The organism is Mycobacterium colombiense (assembly GCF_003284935.1).
In the GTDB taxonomy this organism is placed as follows: Bacteria; Actinomycetota; Actinomycetes; order Mycobacteriales; family Mycobacteriaceae; genus Mycobacterium; species Mycobacterium arosiense_A.
This window is the reverse complement of the sequence record NZ_QMEV01000078.1, coordinates 1-20,501: the sequence shown is the minus strand read 5'-3', so window position 1 is coordinate 20,501 and position 20,501 is coordinate 1. Positions and strand designations below refer to the sequence as shown.

At 69.3% G+C, this 20,501-nt stretch carries 20 protein-coding genes; 17 read left to right on the top strand and 3 right to left on the bottom strand.

Annotated elements, in window-relative coordinates; translation table 11 throughout:
* From DQP57_RS23225 to DQP57_RS23215, 3 genes are all read left to right on the top strand, one after another.
* The coding region (locus tag DQP57_RS23225) for a DAK2 domain-containing protein (protein ID WP_112634972.1) at positions 1-1,387 on the top strand (1,387 nt) is incomplete at its 5' end.
* Positions 1,388-1,389: 2 nt separating this feature from the next.
* Positions 1,390-3,606, top strand: a complete 2,217-nt coding sequence (gene recG, locus DQP57_RS23220) for an ATP-dependent DNA helicase RecG (protein ID WP_112634971.1) — start codon at positions 1,390-1,392, stop codon at positions 3,604-3,606.
* Positions 3,607-3,652: 46 nt separating this feature from the next.
* On the top strand, positions 3,653-4,366 hold the full coding sequence (locus DQP57_RS23215) for an HNH endonuclease family protein (protein ID WP_112634970.1): 714 nt from the start codon (positions 3,653-3,655) through the stop codon (positions 4,364-4,366).
* Positions 4,367-4,373: 7 nt separating this feature from the next.
* Here DQP57_RS23215 and DQP57_RS23210 read toward each other — a convergent pair whose 3' ends face one another.
* Positions 4,374-5,219, bottom strand: coding sequence for an aldo/keto reductase (locus DQP57_RS23210; RefSeq protein WP_165821885.1), 846 nt, complete (start codon positions 5,217-5,219; stop codon positions 4,374-4,376).
* Positions 5,220-5,621: 402 nt separating this feature from the next.
* Here DQP57_RS23210 and DQP57_RS23205 point away from each other — a divergent pair, with 402 nt between their 5' ends.
* The 6 genes from DQP57_RS23205 (at position 5,622) to DQP57_RS23175 (ending at position 11,412) form a co-directional block, all read left to right on the top strand.
* Entirely contained in the window at positions 5,622-6,740 is a 1,119-nt protein-coding gene (locus DQP57_RS23205) for an alpha/beta hydrolase (RefSeq protein ID WP_112634969.1), read from the top strand.
* Positions 6,741-6,841: 101 nt separating this feature from the next.
* Positions 6,842-7,609: a DsbA family protein gene (locus tag DQP57_RS23200; protein WP_112634975.1), complete on the top strand. Its 768-nt coding sequence runs from the start codon at positions 6,842-6,844 to the stop codon at positions 7,607-7,609.
* The gene (locus DQP57_RS23195) at positions 7,606-8,253 is read left to right on the top strand and encodes a vitamin K epoxide reductase family protein (protein WP_112634968.1); all 648 of its coding nucleotides are present in this window, start codon (positions 7,606-7,608) and stop codon (positions 8,251-8,253) included. Before DQP57_RS23200 ends, DQP57_RS23195 begins: the two co-directional genes overlap by 4 nt.
* Positions 8,254-8,263: 10 nt before the next feature.
* On the top strand, positions 8,264-8,818 hold the full coding sequence (gene rsmD / locus DQP57_RS23190) for a 16S rRNA (guanine(966)-N(2))-methyltransferase RsmD (RefSeq protein WP_112634967.1): 555 nt from the start codon (positions 8,264-8,266) through the stop codon (positions 8,816-8,818).
* Between the two features lie 122 nt (positions 8,819-8,940).
* Entirely contained in the window at positions 8,941-9,423 is a 483-nt protein-coding gene (gene coaD, locus DQP57_RS23180; RefSeq protein ID WP_112634966.1) for a pantetheine-phosphate adenylyltransferase, read from the top strand.
* A gap of 279 nt (positions 9,424-9,702) precedes the next feature.
* Positions 9,703-11,412, top strand: a complete 1,710-nt coding sequence (locus DQP57_RS23175) for a thiamine pyrophosphate-requiring protein (RefSeq protein WP_112634965.1) — start codon at positions 9,703-9,705, stop codon at positions 11,410-11,412.
* 6 nt (positions 11,413-11,418) lie between these two features.
* On the opposite strand, the gene DQP57_RS23170 is transcribed toward DQP57_RS23175, so the two are convergent.
* Positions 11,419-12,636, bottom strand: coding sequence for a permease (locus tag DQP57_RS23170; RefSeq protein ID WP_205869212.1), 1,218 nt, complete (start codon positions 12,634-12,636; stop codon positions 11,419-11,421).
* Positions 12,637-12,753: 117 nt separating this feature from the next.
* Here DQP57_RS23170 and DQP57_RS23165 point away from each other — a divergent pair, with 117 nt between their 5' ends.
* From DQP57_RS23165 to mutM, 5 genes are all read left to right on the top strand, one after another.
* On the top strand, positions 12,754-13,758 hold the full coding sequence (locus DQP57_RS23165; protein ID WP_240631858.1) for a hypothetical protein: 1,005 nt from the start codon (positions 12,754-12,756) through the stop codon (positions 13,756-13,758).
* Positions 13,759-14,108: 350 nt separating this feature from the next.
* Entirely contained in the window at positions 14,109-14,846 is a 738-nt protein-coding gene (gene sepIVA / locus DQP57_RS23160) for a cell division protein SepIVA (RefSeq protein ID WP_067835510.1), read from the top strand.
* 59 nt (positions 14,847-14,905) lie between these two features.
* Positions 14,906-15,505: a YceD family protein gene (locus DQP57_RS23155; RefSeq protein ID WP_205869210.1), complete on the top strand. Its 600-nt coding sequence runs from the start codon at positions 14,906-14,908 to the stop codon at positions 15,503-15,505.
* A complete protein-coding gene (gene rnc / locus DQP57_RS23150) occupies positions 15,502-16,215 on the top strand; it encodes a ribonuclease III (RefSeq protein WP_112634962.1) in 714 nt (237 codons plus the stop codon). The genes DQP57_RS23155 and rnc overlap by 4 nt, the downstream gene beginning before the upstream one ends.
* A 15-nt stretch (positions 16,216-16,230) precedes the next feature.
* Complete coding sequence (gene mutM / locus DQP57_RS23145; RefSeq protein ID WP_112634961.1) at positions 16,231-17,100, top strand: DNA-formamidopyrimidine glycosylase; 870 nt, start codon at positions 16,231-16,233, stop codon at positions 17,098-17,100.
* 19 nt (positions 17,101-17,119) lie between these two features.
* Here the strand turns inward: mutM and DQP57_RS23140 are convergent, their stop codons facing one another.
* A complete protein-coding gene (locus DQP57_RS23140; RefSeq protein WP_112634973.1) occupies positions 17,120-17,896 on the bottom strand; it encodes a PIG-L deacetylase family protein in 777 nt (258 codons plus the stop codon).
* Positions 17,897-17,947: 51 nt separating this feature from the next.
* Here DQP57_RS23140 and DQP57_RS23135 point away from each other — a divergent pair, with 51 nt between their 5' ends.
* The 3 genes from DQP57_RS23135 to DQP57_RS23125 all read left to right on the top strand — a co-directional run.
* The gene (locus DQP57_RS23135; RefSeq protein ID WP_112634960.1) at positions 17,948-18,361 is read left to right on the top strand and encodes an OsmC family protein; all 414 of its coding nucleotides are present in this window, start codon (positions 17,948-17,950) and stop codon (positions 18,359-18,361) included.
* Positions 18,348-18,641 carry an acylphosphatase gene (locus DQP57_RS23130; protein ID WP_112634959.1) on the top strand — a complete coding sequence of 98 codons (294 nt, stop codon included), beginning with the start codon at positions 18,348-18,350 and terminating at the stop codon, positions 18,639-18,641. Before DQP57_RS23135 ends, DQP57_RS23130 begins: the two co-directional genes overlap by 14 nt.
* 264 nt (positions 18,642-18,905) lie before the next feature.
* A partial coding sequence (locus DQP57_RS23125) for an AAA family ATPase (protein ID WP_165821884.1) occupies positions 18,906-20,501 on the top strand: 1,596 nt, incomplete at its 3' end.

Here is a 20,501-nt window from a genome sequence, read left to right as displayed (position 1 = left end):
CGTCGCCGACGTCACCGCGACCGCGGCGGCCGACGCGGGCGGCGAACTGCCCCACATCGACGCCGCCATTCTCGGTGCGGCGCTGCAGCGCGGCGTGGAGCTGGTCATCAGCTCGATGGGCGGGGAGGAGATCCCCGGGACCATCGTCTCGGTGCTGCGGGCGGCCGCCGCCGCCGTCGCGCAGTGCGCCAAGGCCGGCGATGGGCTGGTGGCGGCGGTCATCGCGGCCGGTGACGCGGCGGTGGTCGCGCTGGAGAAGACCCCCGAACAGCTCGACGTGCTCGCCGACGCCGGCGCCGTGGACGCCGGCGGGCGCGGTCTGCTGGTCCTGCTGGACGCGCTGCGCTGCACCATCACCGGGCAGGCCCCGGCCCGTACGGTGTACGAGCTGTCCCCGCGGGCGCTGCAGCCGGAGGCGCCCGCGCAGCGCCCGGCGCCCCACTTCGAGGTGATGTACCGGCTGGACGGCTGCGAGCCCGCGGCGGCGGACAGGCTGCGAGATCGGTTGGGGGAGTTGGGTGATTCGGTGGGCATCGCGTCGGCGCCGTCGTCGCAGCGCACCTACTCGGTCCACGTTCACACCGACGACGCCGGCGCCGCCGTCGAAGCGGGCCTGGCGGCCGGGCGGCTCAGCCGCATCGTCATCTCGGCGTTGAGCTCGGGCGCCCCGGGGCTGCCCGCCGGCGGCTGGACGCGGGAGCGCGCGGTGCTGGCGGTGGTCGACGGTGACGGCGCGGCCGAGCTGTTCGCCGGGGAGGGCGCCAGCGTGCTGCAACGCGGCCCGGCCGGGCACGATTCCGTCACCAATATCAGCGCGCACCAACTGATGCGGGCCATCGTGGACACCGGTGCCGCGCAGGTGATGGTGTTGCCCAACGGCTACGTGGCGGCCGAGGAATTGGTGGCCGGGTGCACCGCGGCCATCGGCTGGGGGATCGACGTCGTGCCGATCCCGACGGGGTCGATGGTGCAGGGGCTGGCGGCCCTGGCCGTGCACGAAACCGACCGGCAGGCGGTGGACGACGGCTACACCATGGCCCGCGCCGCCGGTGCCGCGCGGCACGGCTCGGTGCGCATCGCGACCGAGAGCGCGCTGACCTGGGCGGGGCGCTGTCGCCCCGGCGACGGCCTGGGCATCGCGGGCGACGAGGTGCTGATCGTGGCGGCCGACGCGGTCGGCGCGGCGATCGGCCTGCTCGATCTGTTGCTGGCCTCCGGCGGCGACCTGGTGACGGTGCTGCTGGGCGCCGGCATCGACACCGACGGCGACGCGGGCGCGGTCGGCGACATCCTGGAAGAACACATGCACGACCACCACCCGGGGACCGAACTGGTCACCTACCGCACCGGCCATCACGGTGACGCGCTCCTGATCGGGGTCGAGTAGCGATGGTGTCGTTGCGCGACCGGCTGGACTACGCCGTCGGCGGGAAGGTCGTGGGGCTCCTTGACGAGGTGTTCGGCATCCGGACCGTCGACGACCTGTTGCGCCACTATCCGCGCAGCTATACCGAGGGCGCCTCGCGGTGGGGCTCCGACGACGAGCGACCCGAAACGGGCGAGCACATCACCATCATCGACACGATCGCCGAAACCAAGACGTTCCCGATGAAGAAGACCCCGAAAAAGATGTGCCATCGCATCACCCTCGGCGCGGGGCGAAGCAAGGTGACCGCGACGTTCTTCAACGCGAACTACCTGAAGAAAGACCTGACCAAGGGCACCAAGGTGATGCTGTCCGGCGAGGTCGGATTCTTCAACAACGTCATGCAGCTGACGCACCCGGCGTTCCTCATCGTCGACTCGCCGGACGGGCGCAATCGCGGAACGCGATCCCTGAAGAACATCGCGCAAGCCTCGGGCGCCACCAGCGGTGAAGAGTTGCTGGACGCCTACGAACGCCACTTCTTCCCGATCTATCCGGCCAGCACGAAACTGCAGAGCTGGGACATCTTTTCGTGTGTGCGCCAAGTGCTCGACGTGCTCGACCCGGTGCCGGATCCGCTCCCCGAGGAGCTGCGCGCGAAATTCGGCTTGGTCTCCGAGGACCAGGCATTGCGCGACATCCACCTCGCCGAGAGCGAGCAGCGGCGCCAGCGGGCGCGCGAGCGGCTGACCTTCGACGAAGCCGTCGGTCTGCAGTGGGCGCTGGTGGCCCGCCGCCACGGTGAGCTGTCGGAGTCGGGCCCGCCGGCGCCGCCGCGTCCGGACGGCTTGGCCGCAGAACTGTTGGGGCGCTTGCCGTTCGAGTTGACCGCGGGACAGCGCGAGGTGCTCGGCGTGCTGTCCGAGGGGCTCGCGGCGAGCCGGCCGTTGAATCGACTGCTGCAGGGCGAGGTGGGTTCGGGCAAGACGATCGTGTCGGTGCTCGCGATGCTGCAGATGGTCGACGCGGGATATCAGTGCGCGCTGCTGGCGCCGACCGAAGTGCTTGCCGCGCAACATCTTCGGTCGATACGAGACGTGCTTGGTCCATTGGCGATGGCGGGGCAGTTGGGTGGCGCCGATAACGGCACCCGGCTGGCGCTGCTGAGCGGGTCGATGACCGCGGCGCAGAAAAAGCAGATCCGCGCCGAGATCGCCGGTGGTGAGGTCGGCATCGTCGTGGGTACCCACGCCCTGCTGCAGGACGCGGTGGAATTCGACAACCTGGGCATGGTGGTGGTCGACGAGCAACACCGCTTCGGTGTCGAGCAGCGAGATCAGTTGCGCGCCAAGGCCCGTCCCGGTGTCACACCGCACCTGCTGGTGATGACCGCCACGCCCATACCGCGCACCGTCGCGCTCACCGTGTACGGGGACCTGGAAACCTCGACGCTGCGCGAACTTCCGCGCGGCCGCCAGCCGATCACCAGCAACGTGATCTTCGTCAAGGACAAGCCCGCGTGGCTCGGCCGGGCCTGGCAGCGCATCACCGAGGAGGTCGCCGCCGGCCGCCAGGCCTACGTGGTGGCGCCGCGCATCGACGAGAGCGACGACCCCGGTGACGAGCAGAACGCCAAGGCGCCGGAGACCGCCGAGGGTCTCTACGCGCGGCTGCGCTCCGGCGAGCTGGCGAACCTGCGGTTGGGCCTGATGCATGGGCGGCTGTCCGCCGAGGAGAAGGACGCCGCCATGGCGGCCTTTCGGGCCGGCGAGGTCGATGTGCTGGTGTGCACCACCGTCATCGAGGTGGGCGTCGACGTCCCCAACGCCACGGTGATGCTGGTGATGGACGCCGACCGGTTCGGGATCAGTCAGTTGCATCAGCTGCGCGGCCGGATCGGGCGCGGCCAGCATCCCAGCCTGTGCCTGTTCGCCAGCTGGTCGGCGCCGGACTCGCAGGCCGGGCGGCGGCTGCGCGCGGTGGCCGAGACCCTGGACGGCTTCGCCCTGGCCGATCTCGACCTCAAGGAGCGTCGGGAGGGAGATGTGTTGGGCCGCAACCAGTCTGGCAAGGCGATCACGCTGCGGCTGCTGTCCCTGGCGGACCATCTGGAGTTCATCGAGGCCGCCCGGGACTTCTGTGTGCGGGCCTACGCCGAGGACCGGTCCAATCCCGGATTGGGGCTGCTGGCGGCGCGATTCACCGACACCGACCGCATCGAATACCTGGACAAGTCTTGACCGCCGGCGACGATGCAGAGCGTCGCGATGGGGAGGAGCGGCGCAGTTGAACCGCAAAGTACTGCTGTGGCTGGCCGCCACGGCGGCGCTGGCGTTGCTGGTGGCCTACCAGACAGTCGGGTCCTCAACCGCCCGGCACGCCGCCGAATACGCCGCGCGCGCCGACGTTCCGACGGTGCAGCCCGGCACCGATGTGCTCGCCGGCGTCGCCGTCGTGCCGCTGCGCCAGCACCGCTACGACTACCTGCGCTCGGCGTTCGGCGACGCCTGGGACGACGACAACGACGCGCCGCTGGGGCACAACGGATGCGACACCCGCGACGACATCCTCAACCGCGATCTCGTCGACAAGACCTACGTGTCGGTGAAGCGGTGTCCGGACGCGGTGGCCACCGGCACGCTGCACGACCCGTACACCAACAAGACCATCGCCTTCCAGCGCGGTCCCAAGGTCGGCGAATCCGTGCAGATCGACCACATCGTGCCGCTGGCCTACGCCTGGGACATGGGTGCGTACGGCTGGCCCGCTCCCGAGCGCCTGCGCTTCGCCAACGATCCGGCCAACCTACTGGCCGTCGACGGACAGGCCAATCAGGACAAGGGCGATTCGCCACCGGCGCAATGGATGCCGCCGAATGCGGCGTTCGCCTGCCAGTACGCGATGCAGTTCATCGCGGTGCTACGCGCTTACTCGCTGCCGGTGGACCAGGCGTCGACCGGCGTGCTGCGACAGGCCGCGACGACCTGCCCGGCGGGATAGGGACCGCTTAAGCGCCTTCGTAGGTCTCGGGATCCGGGCGCAGCCGGGTGCCGTCGTTGAGCGCGTTGAGCGCATCGACGTGCTCGCCGGCCAACTCGAAGTCGAAGACGTCCAGGTTCGAGGCGATGTGCTCGGCGTTGGCCGACCGGAAGACCACGGCATTGCCCAGCTGCAGGTTCCACCGCAGCAGCACCTGCGAGGCGGTCTTGCCGTATTCGCCGGCGACCGAATTCACCGTCGGATTGTCGCTCAGCTTGCCCAGCGCCAGCGGCGTGTAGGACTGGGTGAGGACGTTGTGCTCGGCGTTGGTCTTGCGCAGCGCTTCCTGGTTGAGCAGCGGGTGCAGCTCGATCTGGTTGACCGCCGGGGTGACGAAGGTCAGGTCGATGACCGTCGTCAGGTGCTCGTCAGTGAAGTTGGAGACGCCGATCGAGCGGGCCTGGCCTTCCGCGCGGGACTGGATCATGCCGCCGAAGGAGTTGACGTAGCTGCCCAGGGCCGGGGCCGGCCAGTGGATCAGGTACAGGTCGACGTAGTCCAGGCCGAGCCGCTCGAGGCTGGCGTTGCAGGCCTCCATCGCCCCCTTGAAGCCCTGGTCCGCCGTGGCCAGCTTGGTGGTGACGAACAGCTCGGCGCGGGGAATGCCGGAGGCGGCGATGGCGCGTCCCACGGCGGCCTCGTTCCCGTAGGCCGCGGCGGTGTCGATCAGCCGGCAGCCAGCTTCCAGGGCCGCCGACACCGCGCGTTCGGTCTCGTCATCCGACAATTCCGCGACGCCCAGGCCCAGGGCCGGGATCGTGTTTTCGTCGTTGAGAGCAATTGAGGGTACGGCGGAGCCCGACTCGCCAGCCAATTCATTCACCTGCCTGTGAAATTGAAGGTTCGAGAGTGTGACCGAGCCGAGTTCCGGCATCGAATTCGAGGCGCTGAGTTCGAAATCGAACACGTCGAAATCGCTCGCAATCCGATGAAGGCCACCGACCTGGGGACCACGATCTTACCGAGCCGGTAAACACACCCGACCGACACCTGGGCGCGGGCCCTCCCGCGCCGCGGGCGCGGGTGGATCTGAAGCGTCGATATCGCGGACTGTGCACCACGCGCGCGGTGCGACGGTAACGCTGCAGTAGCGTGAGTCGCGCGGCATTTGCCGCGTGTTTGGTGGCCGCCGGAGCCGGCAACGCTCCGGGCGGTGGGCTCGGGGGCCGAATTGCCGCGAACCGGCGAGCGTACGCACGTGTTAAGGGGGTTGCCCATGACCAGGCCTCTGTCAGGCGCACCGGAGCTCGAGTCCGGCGCCGAGCGCGCCTCGGGGTCGCTGGCCAGTCGGATCCAGAGCGCCGTCACCAGCGTCGGGGCCAAGGTCATCCCGTGGATCCCGACCGCCCTCAGGCGGGGGCTGGTGCGCGGTCGCTCGGTGATCATCGACGGCAACACGCTGGACCCCACGCTGCAGCTTATGCTGTCGGGCCTGCGCGCCGTCGGCATCGACGGCCTGGTCGTCGACGACGACCCGCAGGTCTCCCGCGCTCACATGCGCGAGTCGACCGTGGGGTTCCCCGGTCCGCAGATCCACGTCGACGTCACCGAGCTCTCGCTGCCCGGTCCGGCCGGGCAGATCCCGGCCCGGCACTACCGGCCCGCCGGCGGCGAGGCGGCACCGCTGCTGGTCTTCTACCACGGCGGCGGCTGGTCCATCGGCGACCTGGACACCCACGACAGCCTGTGCCGGCTGACCTGCCGTGACGCCGGGATCCACGTGCTGTCGATCGACTACCGGCTGGCCCCCGAACACCCGGCGCCGGCCGCGATCGAGGACGCCTACGCCGCCTTCTCCTGGGCCTATGAGCACGCCGGCGAGCTGGGTGCGACGCCAGGGCGGGTCGCGGTCGGCGGGGACAGCGCCGGCGGTAACCTCGCCGCCGTCGTCAGCCAGATCGCACGCGACGAGGGCGCGCCGGCGCCGGTGCTGCAATGGCTGATCTATCCGCGGACCGACTTCACCGCCCGGAACCGGTCGCTGACGCTGTTCTCGCGCGGCTTCCTGCTGACCAAGCGGGACATCGACTGGTTCGAATCGCAGTATCTGCGGCGCTCGGAGCTCGACCGCACCGATCCGCGGGTGTCGCCGGCGCTGGCCGAATCGCTGAGCGGACTGGCGCCGGCGCTGATCGCGGTCGCGGGTTTCGACCCGCTGCGCGACGAAGGCGAGAGCTACGCCGAGGCGCTGCGGGCCGCCGGCGTCGCCGTGGACCTGCGCTACCTGGGTTCGCTGACCCATGGCTTCGCCAACCTGTTCCAGCTGGGCGGGGACAGCATGGTCGCGACCAGCGAGCTGATTTCGGCCCTGCGCGCGCACCTGAGCCGGGTCTGATTCCGTGAGTGGTCGGCGCCGGTAATCTAGAGGCGCCTTGTCCGATCGCTTTGTCCGCACCCGGGCAGACCGACAACTCGTACCGAAAGATCAGGGAACCCGTGGCCGACAAACCCAAACGTCCCCCGCGATTCGACATGAAGTCGGCCTCCGGCGGTAAGTCGAGCCGGCTCGTCCAAATCGGCGGTACCGCATTCGTGGTGATCTTCGCCGTCGCCCTCGTCTTCTACATCGTGACCTCGCACCACAAGAAGACCGGCCCCACCGGCGCGGGCGATACGGTCCGGGTCACGTCGAGCAAGCTGATCACCCAGCCCGGCAGCAGCAACCCCAAGGCCGTGGTGACGTTCTACGAGGACTTCCTGTGTCCGGCCTGCGGCAACTTCGAGCGCACCTTCGGCCCGACGGTGTCCAGGCTCATCGACTTGGGCGCCATCGCGGCCGACTACTCCATGGTGTCGATCCTCGACAGCTCCCGAAACCAGAACTACTCGTCGCGCGCGGGCGCCGCGGCGCTGTGCGTCGCCGACGAGTCCCAGGACGCCTTCCGGCGCTTCCACTCCGCGCTGTACAGCACCGACATTCAGCCCAGCGAAACCGGCAAGAGTTTCCCGGACAACGCGCGGCTGATCGAACTCGCCCGCGAGGCCGGCGTGGTGGGCAAGGTGCCGGACTGCATCAACAGCGGCAAGTACCTGTCCAAGGTCACCGGCGAAGCGGCGGCCGCGCACATCAACGCCACGCCGACCATCAAGATCAACGGTGAGGACTACGACCCGTCGACACCCGACGCACTGGTCAACAAGATCAAGGAGATCGTCGGCAACATTCCGGGCATCGACGGCGCGGTCGCCCCGGCCGCGATGTGACCGGTGCGGTGTCGACCGACGCTGCCGACGCCACCGGCGACCTGACGCCGGAACCGGCTGCGGGGGCGCGGGTGCCGGCGCTCAGCGGCTGGTGGGTGCTGATCGCCGGGCTGATCGGGCTGGTGGCGTCGATGACGCTGACGATCGAAAAGATCGACATCCTGGAAAACCCGGCGTACGTGCCGTCCTGCAACATCAACCCGATCCTGTCCTGCGGCTCGGTGATGATCACGCCGCAGGCATCGCTGCTGGGTTTCCCCAACCCGCTGCTGGGGCTGGTGGCCTTCACGGTGGTGGTCGTCACCGGGCTGTTGGCGGTGACGAAAGTGGCTCTGCCCCAATGGTATTGGCTGGGTTTGACGGCCGGGCTGGTGGTCGGGGTGGTGTTCGTGCACTGGCTGATCTTCCAGAGCCTGTATCGCATCGGCGCGTTGTGCCCGTACTGCATGGTGGTGTGGGTCGTCACCGCCTCGCTGCTGGTGGTGGTCGCCTCGATCGCCTACCGCCCGGCGCTGCAGCAGCGGCAATCCGGCCCGGGGTGGGTGCTCTTCCAGTGGCGATGGTCCATCGCCGCGCTCTGGTTCACCGCGGTGTTCCTGCTGATCATGGCGCGGTTTTGGGACTACTGGTCGACGCTGCTCTAGGGATTCGCAGGTGACCCGGATCATTGGCGGCGCGGCCGGGGGCCGTCGCCTCGCGGTCCCGCCGCGCGGCACCAGGCCCACCACCGACCGGGTGCGCGAATCGTTGTTCAACATCCTGACGGCCCGCCTGGACCTGACCGGTGTCGCCGTACTGGACCTCTACGCCGGTTCGGGCGCACTGGGATTGGAGGCGCTGTCCCGCGGCGCCGCCGCCGCGCTGTTCGTGGAGTCCGATCCGCGCAGCGCGTCCGTCATCGCCCGCAACATCGAAACCGTCGGCCTGCCCGGCGCCACCCTGCGCCGCGGGACGGTGGCGACCGTGCTGGCCGCCGGGACCGACGTGGCGTTCGATCTGGTGCTGGCCGACCCGCCGTATGACGTCGACGCCACCGAGGTCGAGGCCGTGCTTTCGGCGCTGCCCGCCCGCGGCTGGGTGCGCCCGGGCGGCGTTGCGGTGGTGGAGCGTGCGGCCGGCGGCGCGCCGCTGCAGTGGCCGGCCGGTTGGGCCGTGTGGCCGCACCGGGTTTACGGCGACACCCGTCTGGAGCTGGCCGAGCGTCAGTGAGGTAGGCGTGTACCGTCATTCGTCATGGCGCCGCTCCTTAGCATCGCTTCGTTCTGCATCGTCGCGGCGCGCGTCATGGCGCCGCTCCTTCGCATCGCTTCGTTTTGCATCGGATCGCGCGCATGACGGGCGCGGTATGCCCCGGGTCGTTCGACCCGGTGACGTTGGGCCACATCGACGTCTTCGAGCGCGCGTCGGCTCAGTTCGACGAGGTGGTGGTGGCGATCCTGACCAACCCCGCCAAAAAGGGCATGTTCGACCTCGACGAGCGGATCGCGATGATCAACGAGTCGACGACGCATCTCCCCAACCTGCGGGTGGAGGCCGGACAGGGTCTGGTCGTCGACTTCGTCCGGGCGCGGGGCATGACCGCCATCGTGAAGGGGTTGCGCACCGGCACCGACTTCGAATACGAGCTGCAGATGGCGCAGATGAACAAACACGTCGCCGGTGTGGACACCTTCTTCGTCGCGACCGCCCCGCGCTATTCGTTCGTGTCCTCATCGCTGGCCAAAGAGGTCGCAATGCTCGGCGGTGACGTCTCCGAGCTGTTGCCCGAACCGGTCAATCGCCGTCTGCGCGAACGGCTTTCGGCTCGGCCCTGACCCGGCCGATCGCCACCGAAAGCATTGCGCGCCAAGCGCGTTGACTAGGCCGGTGGCGGCCTGGAGTAAACCGCCGCGCCGTGGGTACCCGGTGGTGTCCGAGTTCTCCGGCGATTACCCGTGAACCCCTCGCCAGGGGCGGCCGACGGATTCGAGCGCGCCACGCAAACCGGAGTCCACCGGAAAAGATCGCAGAAGCCCGCGCAGAACGTATCTTGAAGATCTGATCCTGAGGAGGGGGTACGCAAGGTCGCCGACGTCGATAGGAGAACGGCAGCCATGACGGTAGACAATCTGTTCGACGTACCCGAGGCCGCGGCCGATCTGGTCGCGCTGCTCGCCGACGAGGGAGTCGCGCACTTCTTCATCAACCCCGGAACCGATTCCGCGCCGATTCAGGAGGCGCTGGCGGCGGCGCGCGCCGCCGGCACCCCGAGCCCGCAGGCGGTGTTGTGTCTGCACGAGAGCATTGCGCTGGCGGCAGCCATCGGCCATCACATGGCCAGCGGCCGACCGCAGGCGGTCATGGTGCACGTCGACGCCGGGACGCTGAACCTGGGCTGCCAGCTGCACAACGCGCAGCGCAACGGGACCCCGGTGGTGATGTTCGCCGGACGCACCCCCTACAGTTCGGCGCCGGGGGTGCGCGGTCACCGCGACACCTACATCCATTGGCAGCAGGAACAACTCGACCAGCCTGCCGTGGTGCGCAACTACGTCAAGTGGCACATGGAGGTTCCGCGCGGCCGCGAGCTGGCCCCCATCGTCCGCCGGGCCTTCCAGGTCACCCAGTCCTGCCCGTCCGGTCCCGCCTACGTCATGCTGCCGCGAGAAGCGTTGATGGAGCACGGCGTCGGCGCGCTGCCGCGCCGGCTGCCGCCGGCCGTACCGCCCGGCCCGGATCCGGGCGCGCTCGGTCGCTTGGCGGGAATCCTGGTGGCGGGCAAGCGGGTTGTCATCGTCACGTCGCGAACCGCCGCCGACCCCGGGACCGCGACGGTGCTGGGCCGCATCGCCGAGTTGCTGGGTGCGCCGGTGATCGATCAGGGCGACCGCGCCAACCTGCCGCTGGGACACCCGTTGCACGTGGTCGGCGACGCGGCGCCGCTGGAGAACGCCGACACCGTGCTGCTGTTGGACTGCGAAGTGCCATGGGTGCCCGCGCAGCTGGCCCCGCCCGCGGATGCTCGCGTGGTGCAGATCGACGGCGATCCGGTCAAACCGAGCATGCCGCTGTGGACTTTTCCGGTCGAGGTCGCCTTGACCGCCGACACCCGCGTGGCGCTGCTGCTGCTCGAGCAGACGCTGCTGCGGCTGGCCACCGACGAGCTGCGGGAGAAGTGGGCCGCGCGTCGGCAGGAGGCCGAGGCCGACACGGAGCAACGCCACCGCGAAGCGGCCCGCCGGGCAGCGTCCGATCACCCGGCGGACGCGCCCGATGCGATGCTGGCCGCGCTGGGCGGCGCGCTGCCCGACGACGCGGTGGTGGTCCAGGAGGCCGTGACCAACCGGTCGGCCGTGGCCCGACAGGTGCGGCGGCCACCCGGGCAGTTCTTCGATACGGGCGCACCGGCATTGGGCTGGGCGCTGGGCGGCGCGTTCGGGATCAAACTCGCCCGGCCGGAGGCGCCCGTCGTCGCCATCTGTGGTGACGGTTCCTTCAACTTCGGCGTGCCCACCGCCGCGTTGTGGTCGGCGCACCGCCATGGCGCGCCCTTCGTGACGGTGGTGTTGAACAACCAGTCGTATCTGGCCTCCAAGTTGCCGGTGATGGATTTGTATCCGCAGGGAGTATCGGTGCGGGAGAACGACTTCGACGAAACCCGGCTCACCCCCGACACCGACTACGCCGCGCTGGCCACGGCGTGTGGCGGCAGCGGACGCACGGTGCACACTCCGGCGGAGATGAGCAAGGCCGTCGAATGGGCGCTCGCCGAGGCCGAGCAAGGGCGTTGTGTGGTGCTCGACGTGCGGCTGCCGCAACCCTGAGCCGGGTCAGTGCCGATGCTCCGACTGGCCGGCCTCGGGGGAGCCGCCCATCATGCGAACCATCGGCAGCCCTCCGGACGTGACGAACCGGGCGATCAGGACGGCCGCGAGCGCCAGGAAGGCGATGTTGAGCCACGTCGTGTAGTTCCAGGAGATCGACGCCTCGATCACCGTCGCGTTGCGCTGGGTGGGGATGAGATGTGTTGTGCCAAAGAGTAATTCGACCAGATATCCGGCGGCCACCATCGCGGCGTAGAAGGTGCCCAGTAGCGTCAGCATCATCTTGGTGCCGTAGTACTTGCGGTAGATATTCAGGATCGGAAGGATCAACAGGTCGGCGTAGATGAAGGCGATGACGCCGCCGAAGCTGATGCCTCCGTTCCACAGCACCGCGGCCAGCGGGACATTGCCGATGGAGCACACGAAGGACACGATCGCCACAATGGGACCGACGATCGGACCCCACAGCGCCGAGAGGCCCGGATGCTCGGCCAAAAAGAAGACCTGCCAGAACTTTTCGGGCACCCAGGCTGCGACGGCGCCGGCGATCAGCAAGCCCAGGACGAGGTCGCGCAGGATCGCCAGCCACTCCATCACGAACACGTGCGAAACCGAGGTGAGGCCCGCCGGGGAAAACAGCCGTCGCCAGAACGAGCCCTCGGCCCGGATGGACATGTCCATGGCGGCATGGCCTTCCATGGACCCGGCGATTCCCCGCTCGGCTTGCTCGCGGGCCGCGTCGACGAGCCGCTTACGCACGAACGACCGGAACAGGACGGCCAGCACGACGATCATCAGCGGGCCGCCGACGAACTCGGCGGCGGTGAACTGCCAGCCCATCAGCAGCGCCAGGATGATGCCCAGCTCCACCACCAGGTTGGTGGAACCGATCTCGAACGCCATGGCGGCGGTGAAGTCGGCGCCCTTGCGAAACAGCGACCGCGCCAGCGCCACCGCGGCGTACGAGCACGACGATGACGCCGCGCCCAGCCCGGCGGAGATCGCCAGGGTGCGCGGGCGGTCGTCACCCATCAGCGACACGATCGTCGAATGCCGCACGACGGCCTGCACCACCGCCGAGAGGGCGAAGCCCAGGATCAGTGCCCACAAGATTTCCCACGTCATCGAGCCCGCGAGCGTCAAGGCGTGTCCGACTGCCGATAGCACCGTCACTGTGTCCTCCTGCGCTAAACCATAGGGCGCCCGCGTCCAATCGTGGACTATACCCCATGGGGGTATAAGTGAGGGGCGGAACAGCTGGGCTTTTGCAAGACTCCAGCCATGTGGATACGACTACTCGGCGTGCCGTGGTGGCAGCGCTGGCTGGTGCAGTTCTGCATCGTGGCCGTCTGCTTCGCTGTGATCACCCCGTTCGCCGCGCCGCACCTGCTGTCGGGGCTGAGCTGGCCATGGCGGGTTGCCCTGCTCGGAGGTTTCAGCGCGCTTTTCGCCGGCCTGCTCGTGGTGTCGACCCTGCGGGCCTCCCGTGAGTACCTGGCAGTCACGCGCGGACTGGACCGCGAAGAGCGATCGCGGGCGATTCGGGCGAGCATGCGCGGGGAGGTGCCCACCAGCGCGGCCGCCGTAGGGGCGGCGCTGCGCATCGGCGCAATCCGGCTCGGGCACGGCCGCTCCACGCCGAACCGCATTGCCGTCATCTACGGCGTACTGTTCGCCAGCTGGCTCCTGCTGACGGTGGGCGGCGCCGCGACTAACGACACTCGTCAAACCGTGCCGCAGGGCGCGTTCACGGCCTTGATCGGGATCGTCGGGATCCGCGGCTGGTTCGTTGCCCGTCGCGTCGAGAACCGAGTTACATTGCTGCAGAACGTATTAGAAAACATCCCGGGCGGTGCAGATGCCCTGGCCGCAGTGCCATACGAGCTACCCGCTGGGCAGCGATGGCGTCCGATAGCGGCGTCGGTCACCGGCGTGGTGCTACTGGCTACCGGGGCGTTGGCGGCGGTGTACCTGGCGCACCGCCCGTCGCCCGATTGCCGCACCGCTGCAGACGTAGAGCGGTTGGTTGTCGCGCAACGCGACATGCTCGATCCCGCGTTTATCACGGCCGACAGCGGCGGGCCGGCCCTTGCCGACTACCAGGGGTGGAGTCAGCGGCTGCGAAGTTACAAGGCGAGCGTTTCGGCTCCCGACGTCGCGGCGCACGTGCGCAGCATCGGTGACCTGTCCGATCAGGCGGTCGCCGTGGTCTCAGCCGCGCGGGCCGATCCGGCCGGCTCGCAGGCGCCCCCTCAGGAGCAGCGCCGAAGCACGTATGCCGGCATCGTCAGCAAGATCGTCACCGAACTGAAGGCGCTCGACGCGTCGTGCCCGACGCGTGGATGACCGTCCCGATAGTGCTCCGGTCGCCCGGGACCTAGAATCGCTGGCACATAGCCGGGACCCGGCGTGTCGACGCAAACCCCGGGCCCGCGCCCGTCAAGCCTCGGCGGGAGCCCGGCGACGAATATGGACGAACCACTCGCGCGGCCCTCGCGGCCGCGTCAACAGCGTGAACGGGCGCTCTCGGATGACACTGGATTCCCGCGACCTGGGCCTAAGCGGCACGCCGGGGCGTTTGAGGCGCCCCGAACAGGCAAATACCCGACACACCGGGGTCGCCACCGCTGTCACAGAGACATCACCAGGCACACTGGTAACAACCGGATCTTTGCAGACGCCAGGAGGGTATGGCCGTGTATCGAGTCTTTGAGGCGCTGGACGAACTCAGCGCCATCGTGGAAGAAGCCCGCGGCGTCCCGATGACGGCCGGCTGCGTGGTGCCCCGCGGCGACGTGCTGGAGCTGATCGACGACATCAAGGATGCGATCCCGGGCGAGCTGGATGACGCCCAGGATGTGCTGGACGCCCGCGACTCGATGTTGCAGGACGCCAAGACGCACTCCGAGTCCATGGTGTCCTCGGCGACCACCGAGTCCGAGTCCATGCTCAACCACGCCCGCGCGGAGGCCGACCGGCTGCTGTCCGACGCCAAGGCGCAGGCCGACCGGATGGTCAGCGAGGCGCGCCAGCACAGCGAGCGGATGGTCGGCGAGGCCCGCGAGGAGTCGATGCGCATCGCCACGGCAGCCAAGCGCGAGTACGAGGCCAGCGTCGGTCGCGCCCAGGCCGAAGCCGACCGGCTGCTGGAGAACGGCAACATCTCCTACGAGAAGGCCGTGCAAGAGGGCATCAAGGAGCAGCAGCGCCTGGTGTCGCAGAACAGCGTGGTGGAGGCGGCCAACGCCGAGGCCACCCGGCTCATCGACTCGGCGCACGCCGAGGCCGACCGGCTACGCGGCGAGTGCGACATCTACGTCGACAACAAGCTCGCCGAGTTCGAGGAATTCCTCAACGGCACCCTGCGGTCGGTGGGGCGCGGTCGTCACCAACTGCGCACGGCCGCCGGAACCCACGACTACGCGGTGCGCTAGCCCCGCGGCCGGGCGGGCGCGCCCTGGAATTGTGCGGTCAGCGCCGTAGGATTTCCGGTATGACGCGGCAGCACAGCACATCATCGGCCCGCGGCGCAGCGTCACGGCGTGCCGGGCCGATGGCGTTCGACATCACCCGGCTCGGGCGCCGCCCCGGGGCCATGGTCACCCTGCGACAAACCGTGCCCAGCCCCTCGCGGATCGGGCTGGACATGATCGCGATCGAGGCCGGCGCGCCCCTGGACCTGGACCTACAGATCCAATCGGTGTCCGAAGGCGTCCTGGTGACCGGGACGGTGACCGCCCCCACCGCCGGTGAATGCTCGCGCTGCCTGACCAACCTGGAGAGCCAGGTGCAGGTGCGGCTGACCGAACTGTTCGCCTACCCCGACAGCACCACCGAGGCGACCACCGAGGAAGACGAGGTGGGCCACATCGTCGACGACACCATCGACCTCGAGCAGTCCATCCGCGACGCCGTGGGGCTGGAGCTGCCGTTCTCGCCCGTGTGCGGCCCGGACTGCCCGGGGTTGTGCCCCGAATGCGGTGTCTCACTTGCCGCCGAGCCGAACCACCAGCACGATCGCATCGATCCGCGGTGGGCCAAGCTGGCGGGCATGCTCGGCGCGGAGTCCGACGAGTCGCGGGGTGAGCGGTGAGCTCCCGGCAAGTCCTGCTCGACGCCCTCGGGGTTGAGCTGTCCGACGAGCTGCTGTCCCTGGCGCTGACGCATCGCAGCTACGCCTACGAGCACGGCGGGTTGCCCACCAACGAGCGCCTGGAATTCCTGGGCGACGCCGTGTTGGGGCTGACCATCACCGACGAGCTATACCACCGCCACCCCGACCGCAGCGAGGGTGACCTGGCCAAGCTGCGGGCCAGCGTGGTCAACACCCAGGCGCTGGCGGACGTCGCGCGCAAGCTGTGCGACGGGGGCCTCGGCGTCCATCTGCTGCTGGGGCGGGGGGAGGCGAACACCGGCGGCGCCGACAAGTCGAGCATCCTGGCCGACGGGATGGAATCGCTGCTGGGCGCGATCTACCTCGACCACGGCATCGACGTCGCGCGCGACGTGATCTTGCGGCTGTTCGGGCCGCTGCTGGACGCCGCGCCGACGCTGGGAGCCGGGCTGGACTGGAAGACCAGCCTGCAGGAACTGACCGCGGCGCGCGGCATGGGCGCGCCGTCCTACGTCGTCACCTCCACCGGCCCCGACCACGACAAGGAGTTCACCGCGGTCGTCGTGGTGGCCGAGACCGAATACGGCACGGGCGTGGGCCGCTCCAAGAAGGAAGCCGAGCAGAAGGCCGCGGCCCAGACCTGGAAGACCCTCGACGTGCTGGACACCGCGGGGACGACCTCCACCTAGATGGTGTCCGCCTAGATGCCCGAACTGCCCGAGGTCGAGGTGGTGCGCCGCGGCTTGCACGCCCACATCGTCGGCAAGACGATGACCGCCGTCCGGGTGCATCACCCGCGCGCGGTGCGTCGTCATGAAGCGGGGCCCGCGGACCTCACCGCCCGGCTGCTGAACGCGCGAATCACCGGAACCGATCGGCGCGGCAAATACCTGTGGCTGTTGCTCGACACGGAACCCGCTGGGCAACAAACGGATACGGCGGTGGTGGTCCACCTCGGCATGAGCGGGCAGATGCTGCTGGGTGCGGTGCCGCGCGCCGACCACGTCCGGATCTCCGCGCTGCTCGACGACGGGACCGTGCTGAGCTTCGCCGACCAGCGCACCTTCGGTGGGTGGATGCTCGCCGACCTGGTCGAGGTGGACGGCAGCGTGGTGCCCGAACCGGTCGCGCACCTGGCGCGTGACCCGTTGGACCCCTGCTTCGACGCGGATGCGGTGGTAAAAGTGTTGCGGCGCAAGCATTCCGAGATCAAGCGGCAGCTCCTCGATCAGCAGGTTGTGTCCGGTATCGGCAACATCTACGCCGACGAGGCGCTGTGGCGGGCCAAGCTGCACGGCGCGCGCCTGTCCGACACGCTGAGCCGCAAGCAGTTGACCGCCGTGCTGGACGCGGCCGGCGACGTGATGCGCGACGCGCTGGCCAAAGGGGGGACGTCGTTTGACTCGCTGTATGTCAACGTCAACGGAGAATCCGGTTACTTCGACCGCTCGTTGGACGCCTACGGCCGCGAGGGTCAGGCCTGCCGCCGCTGCGGGGCGGTGATGCGCCGGGAGAAGTTCATGAATCGTTCCTCGTTCTACTGCCCGAAATGTCAACCGCGGCCGCGTGGTTGAGGTTTCAGGTGCCGGCGCATCAATCGAAGATGTCGCGGCGCAGCGTCCCGGTGGGCAGCGCCGGGTCCACGAACCACTCGTGGCTGAACAACGCACCGAAGACCTGAGGCGGCAACCGCAGCAGCAGACCGAACACGCGCGCGACCAGACCGGAAGCGCCGATCTGGGAGCGGTGCGCGGCGAACGCGTCTCGTTTCTGGCGCGCGAACCCGAAGACGTTGACCCGATGGGTGATCGTCGCTCGCGGGGCGTACGCGCCGCGCACGATGTCGCGTTCGTACGGCTCGGGAAGCCGCAGCAAGTGCGTGAGATCGCTGACGCGAAGCAGCATTTCGCGCGGCATCGTCACCTCGAGCACCCGCGGGGTGGCGGCGAGTTCGGCGGCCCGCTTGCCGACGTGGTGCACCTGGACGTGGTCGCGGTGGAAGTAGCCGCCGTTGGGCTGATAGCTGAGCAGCAGGTCGGCGTGTTCGTCACGCAGGATGCCGGCCAGCCGCCCGGCCGCCTCGTCGAGGTCCGCGCGGCCGAATCGGGTGCGCCCGGGTGGATCCGGGTAGAACAGCGGTCCGTAGCCGCTGTCGGCGTAGCCCAGGCACTCCACCCGATGCGCCCCGAGAATGCTTGCGCTCAAACGTAATTCGTCCAGCCGGTCGTTCTCGTCCTCGTTGTGGACGCGTCCGTCGGTGGCGGTCACCACGACCACCCGGTGCCCGGCCGCCGCCGCCCGCGCCAGGGTGCCGCCCGTGAGCACGACCTCGTCGTCCGGGTGGGCGTGGAATGCGACCACGGTGGACATGCAGAACAGTATGCCGCGCGGCACAGGTCGGGCGCCCGGTAGAAATAAGCCATGGCCGAACTATGGGTGGAACGCACCGGAACTCGCCGCTACACCGGGTACAGCTCACGAGGGGCGCAGGTGCTGATCGGTTCCGAGGACGTCGACGGCGTGTTCACCCCCGGTGAGCTGCTCAAGATCGCGCTCGCGGCGTGCAGCGGGATGTCCAGCGACCTGCCGCTGGCCCGCCGGCTGGGTGACGACTACAAGGCGGTCGTGAAGGTCTCCGGCGATGCCGACCGCGAGCAGGAACGCTATCCGCTGCTCGAGGAGACCCTGGAATTGGACCTGTCGTCGCTGGCCGACGAGGAGAAGCAGCGCCTGCTGGTTGTGGTCAACCGCGCGATCGATCAGGTCTGCACGGTCGGGCGCACGCTCAAGTCCGGAACGACCGTGAACTTCGAGGTCAACGATGTCGGAGCCTGACACCAGGCTCACCGCCTGGGTGCACGGCCAGGTTCAAGGTGTCGGTTTCCGTTGGTGGACCCGGTGCCGGGCGCTGGAGCTGGGCCTCACCGGTTATGCGGCCAACCAGGCCGACGGCCGCGTTCTTGTGGTCGCCCAGGGGCCGCGGCCGGCCGGCGAGAAGCTGTTGCACCTGCTGGAAGGCGGCGACGCGTGGCCGTCGCGGCCGGGCCGGGTCGACAAGGTCGTCGCCGACTGGTCGCAGCCGCAGGAGCGGTTCGAGGGTTTCGTCGAGCGCTGACGGCGGGCGTCGGCGGCTGGGCGCTGAAGGCGGGCCCGCTGGCCACAGGCGTCACATCGGTCCCGTCGGGGGTCCCCATCGTCCGCGTGGAACGTGCTAGCGCCGGCGCTGGCACGTTTCGGGCGGCGCATACACCGTGCTCCCGTGGCTGATGTGACCACTGTGACCCGTGCGCCGAACGCTCGAAACGCCGCCATATTTCGGGCGGGCCGACACCCCGCGGTGCAGCCGTCCGGGCCGATTTGAGCGGTAGTCTGGCTCGCCGTGTACCTCAAGAGTCTGACGCTGAAGGGCTTCAAGTCCTTCGCCTCGCCGACGACTCTGCGGTTCGAACCGGGCATCACCGCCGTCGTCGGGCCCAACGGCTCGGGCAAATCCAACGTGGTCGACGCGCTGGCCTGGGTCATGGGGGAGCAGGGAGCAAAGACGTTGCGCGGCGGGAAGATGGAAGACGTCATCTTCGCCGGGACGTCGTCGCGGGCCCCGCTGGGCCGCGCCGAGGTCACCGTCACCATCGACAACTCCGACAACGCGCTGCCTATCGAATACTCCGAGGTGTCCATCACGCGGCGGATGTTCCGCGACGGCGCCAGTGAATACGAAATCAACGGCAGCGGTTGCCGTTTGATGGATGTTCAGGAGCTGCTGAGCGACTCCGGGATCGGCCGGGAGATGCACGTCATCGTTGGGCAGGGCAAGCTCGACGAGATCCTGCAGTCCAGGCCCGAGGACCGCCGCGCGTTCATCGAGGAAGCCGCCGGCGTGCTCAAGCACCGCAAGCGCAAGGAAAAAGCCCTCCGCAAACTCGACGCGATGTCGGCGAACCTGGCCCGGCTCACCGACCTGACCACCGAACTGCGCCGCCAGCTCAAACCGCTGGGCCGCCAGGCCGAGGTGGCCCGTCGCGCCCAGACCATCCAGGCCGACCTGCGTGACGCCCGGCTGCGGCTGGCCGCCGACGACCTGGTCAACCGGCAGGGCGAGCGGGAGGCCATCTTCGAGGCCGAGGCCGCCATGCGGCGCGACCACGACCAGGCCTCCTTGCGGCTGGCGGTGGCCTCCGAGGAGCTGACGACGCACGAGGCGGCGGTCGGCGAACTGTCCAGCCGCGCCGAGTCGGTTCAGCACACCTGGTTTGCGCTGTCCGCGCTGGCCGAGCGGGTGGCGGCGACCGTGCGCATCGCCAGCGAGCGGGCGCAGCACCTCGATGTGGAGCCGGTCGCGACCGGGGACACCGACCCCGACGCGCTGGAGGCCGAGGCCGAGCAGGTCGCGGTCGCCGAGCAACAACTGCTCGCCGAGCTGGCCGGGGCGCGCACCCGGCTGGACGGCGCCCGCGCGAAGTTGGCCGAGCGTGAGCGCGAAGCCGCCGAGGCCGATCGGGCCCACATGGCGGCCGTGCGCGCGGAGGCGGACCGGCGCGAAGGCCTGGCGCGGCTGACCGGCCAGGTGGAGACCATGCGGGCACGCGTCGAATCGATCGACGACAGCGTTGCGCGCCTGTCCGAGCGCATCGAACAGGCCGCCGCCCGGGCGCAGCAGGCCAAGGTGGAATTCGAGACCGTCCAGGGCCGGGTCGGTGAACTCGACCAGGGCGAGGTGGGTCTCGACGAACACCACGAGCGCACCGTCGCCGCGTTGCGGCTGGCCGACGAGCGGGTGGCCGAACTGCAGTCCGCCGAGCGGGACGCCGAACGCCAGGTGGCCTCGTTGCGGGCCCGCATCGACGCGCTCGCGATCGGGCTCGAACGCAAGGACGGCGCGGCGTGGCTCACCCAAAACCACAGTGGCACAGGGCTTTTGGGCCCTATGGCCAAGCTGGTCAAGGTTCGTTCCGGTTACGAGGCGGCGCTGGCCGCG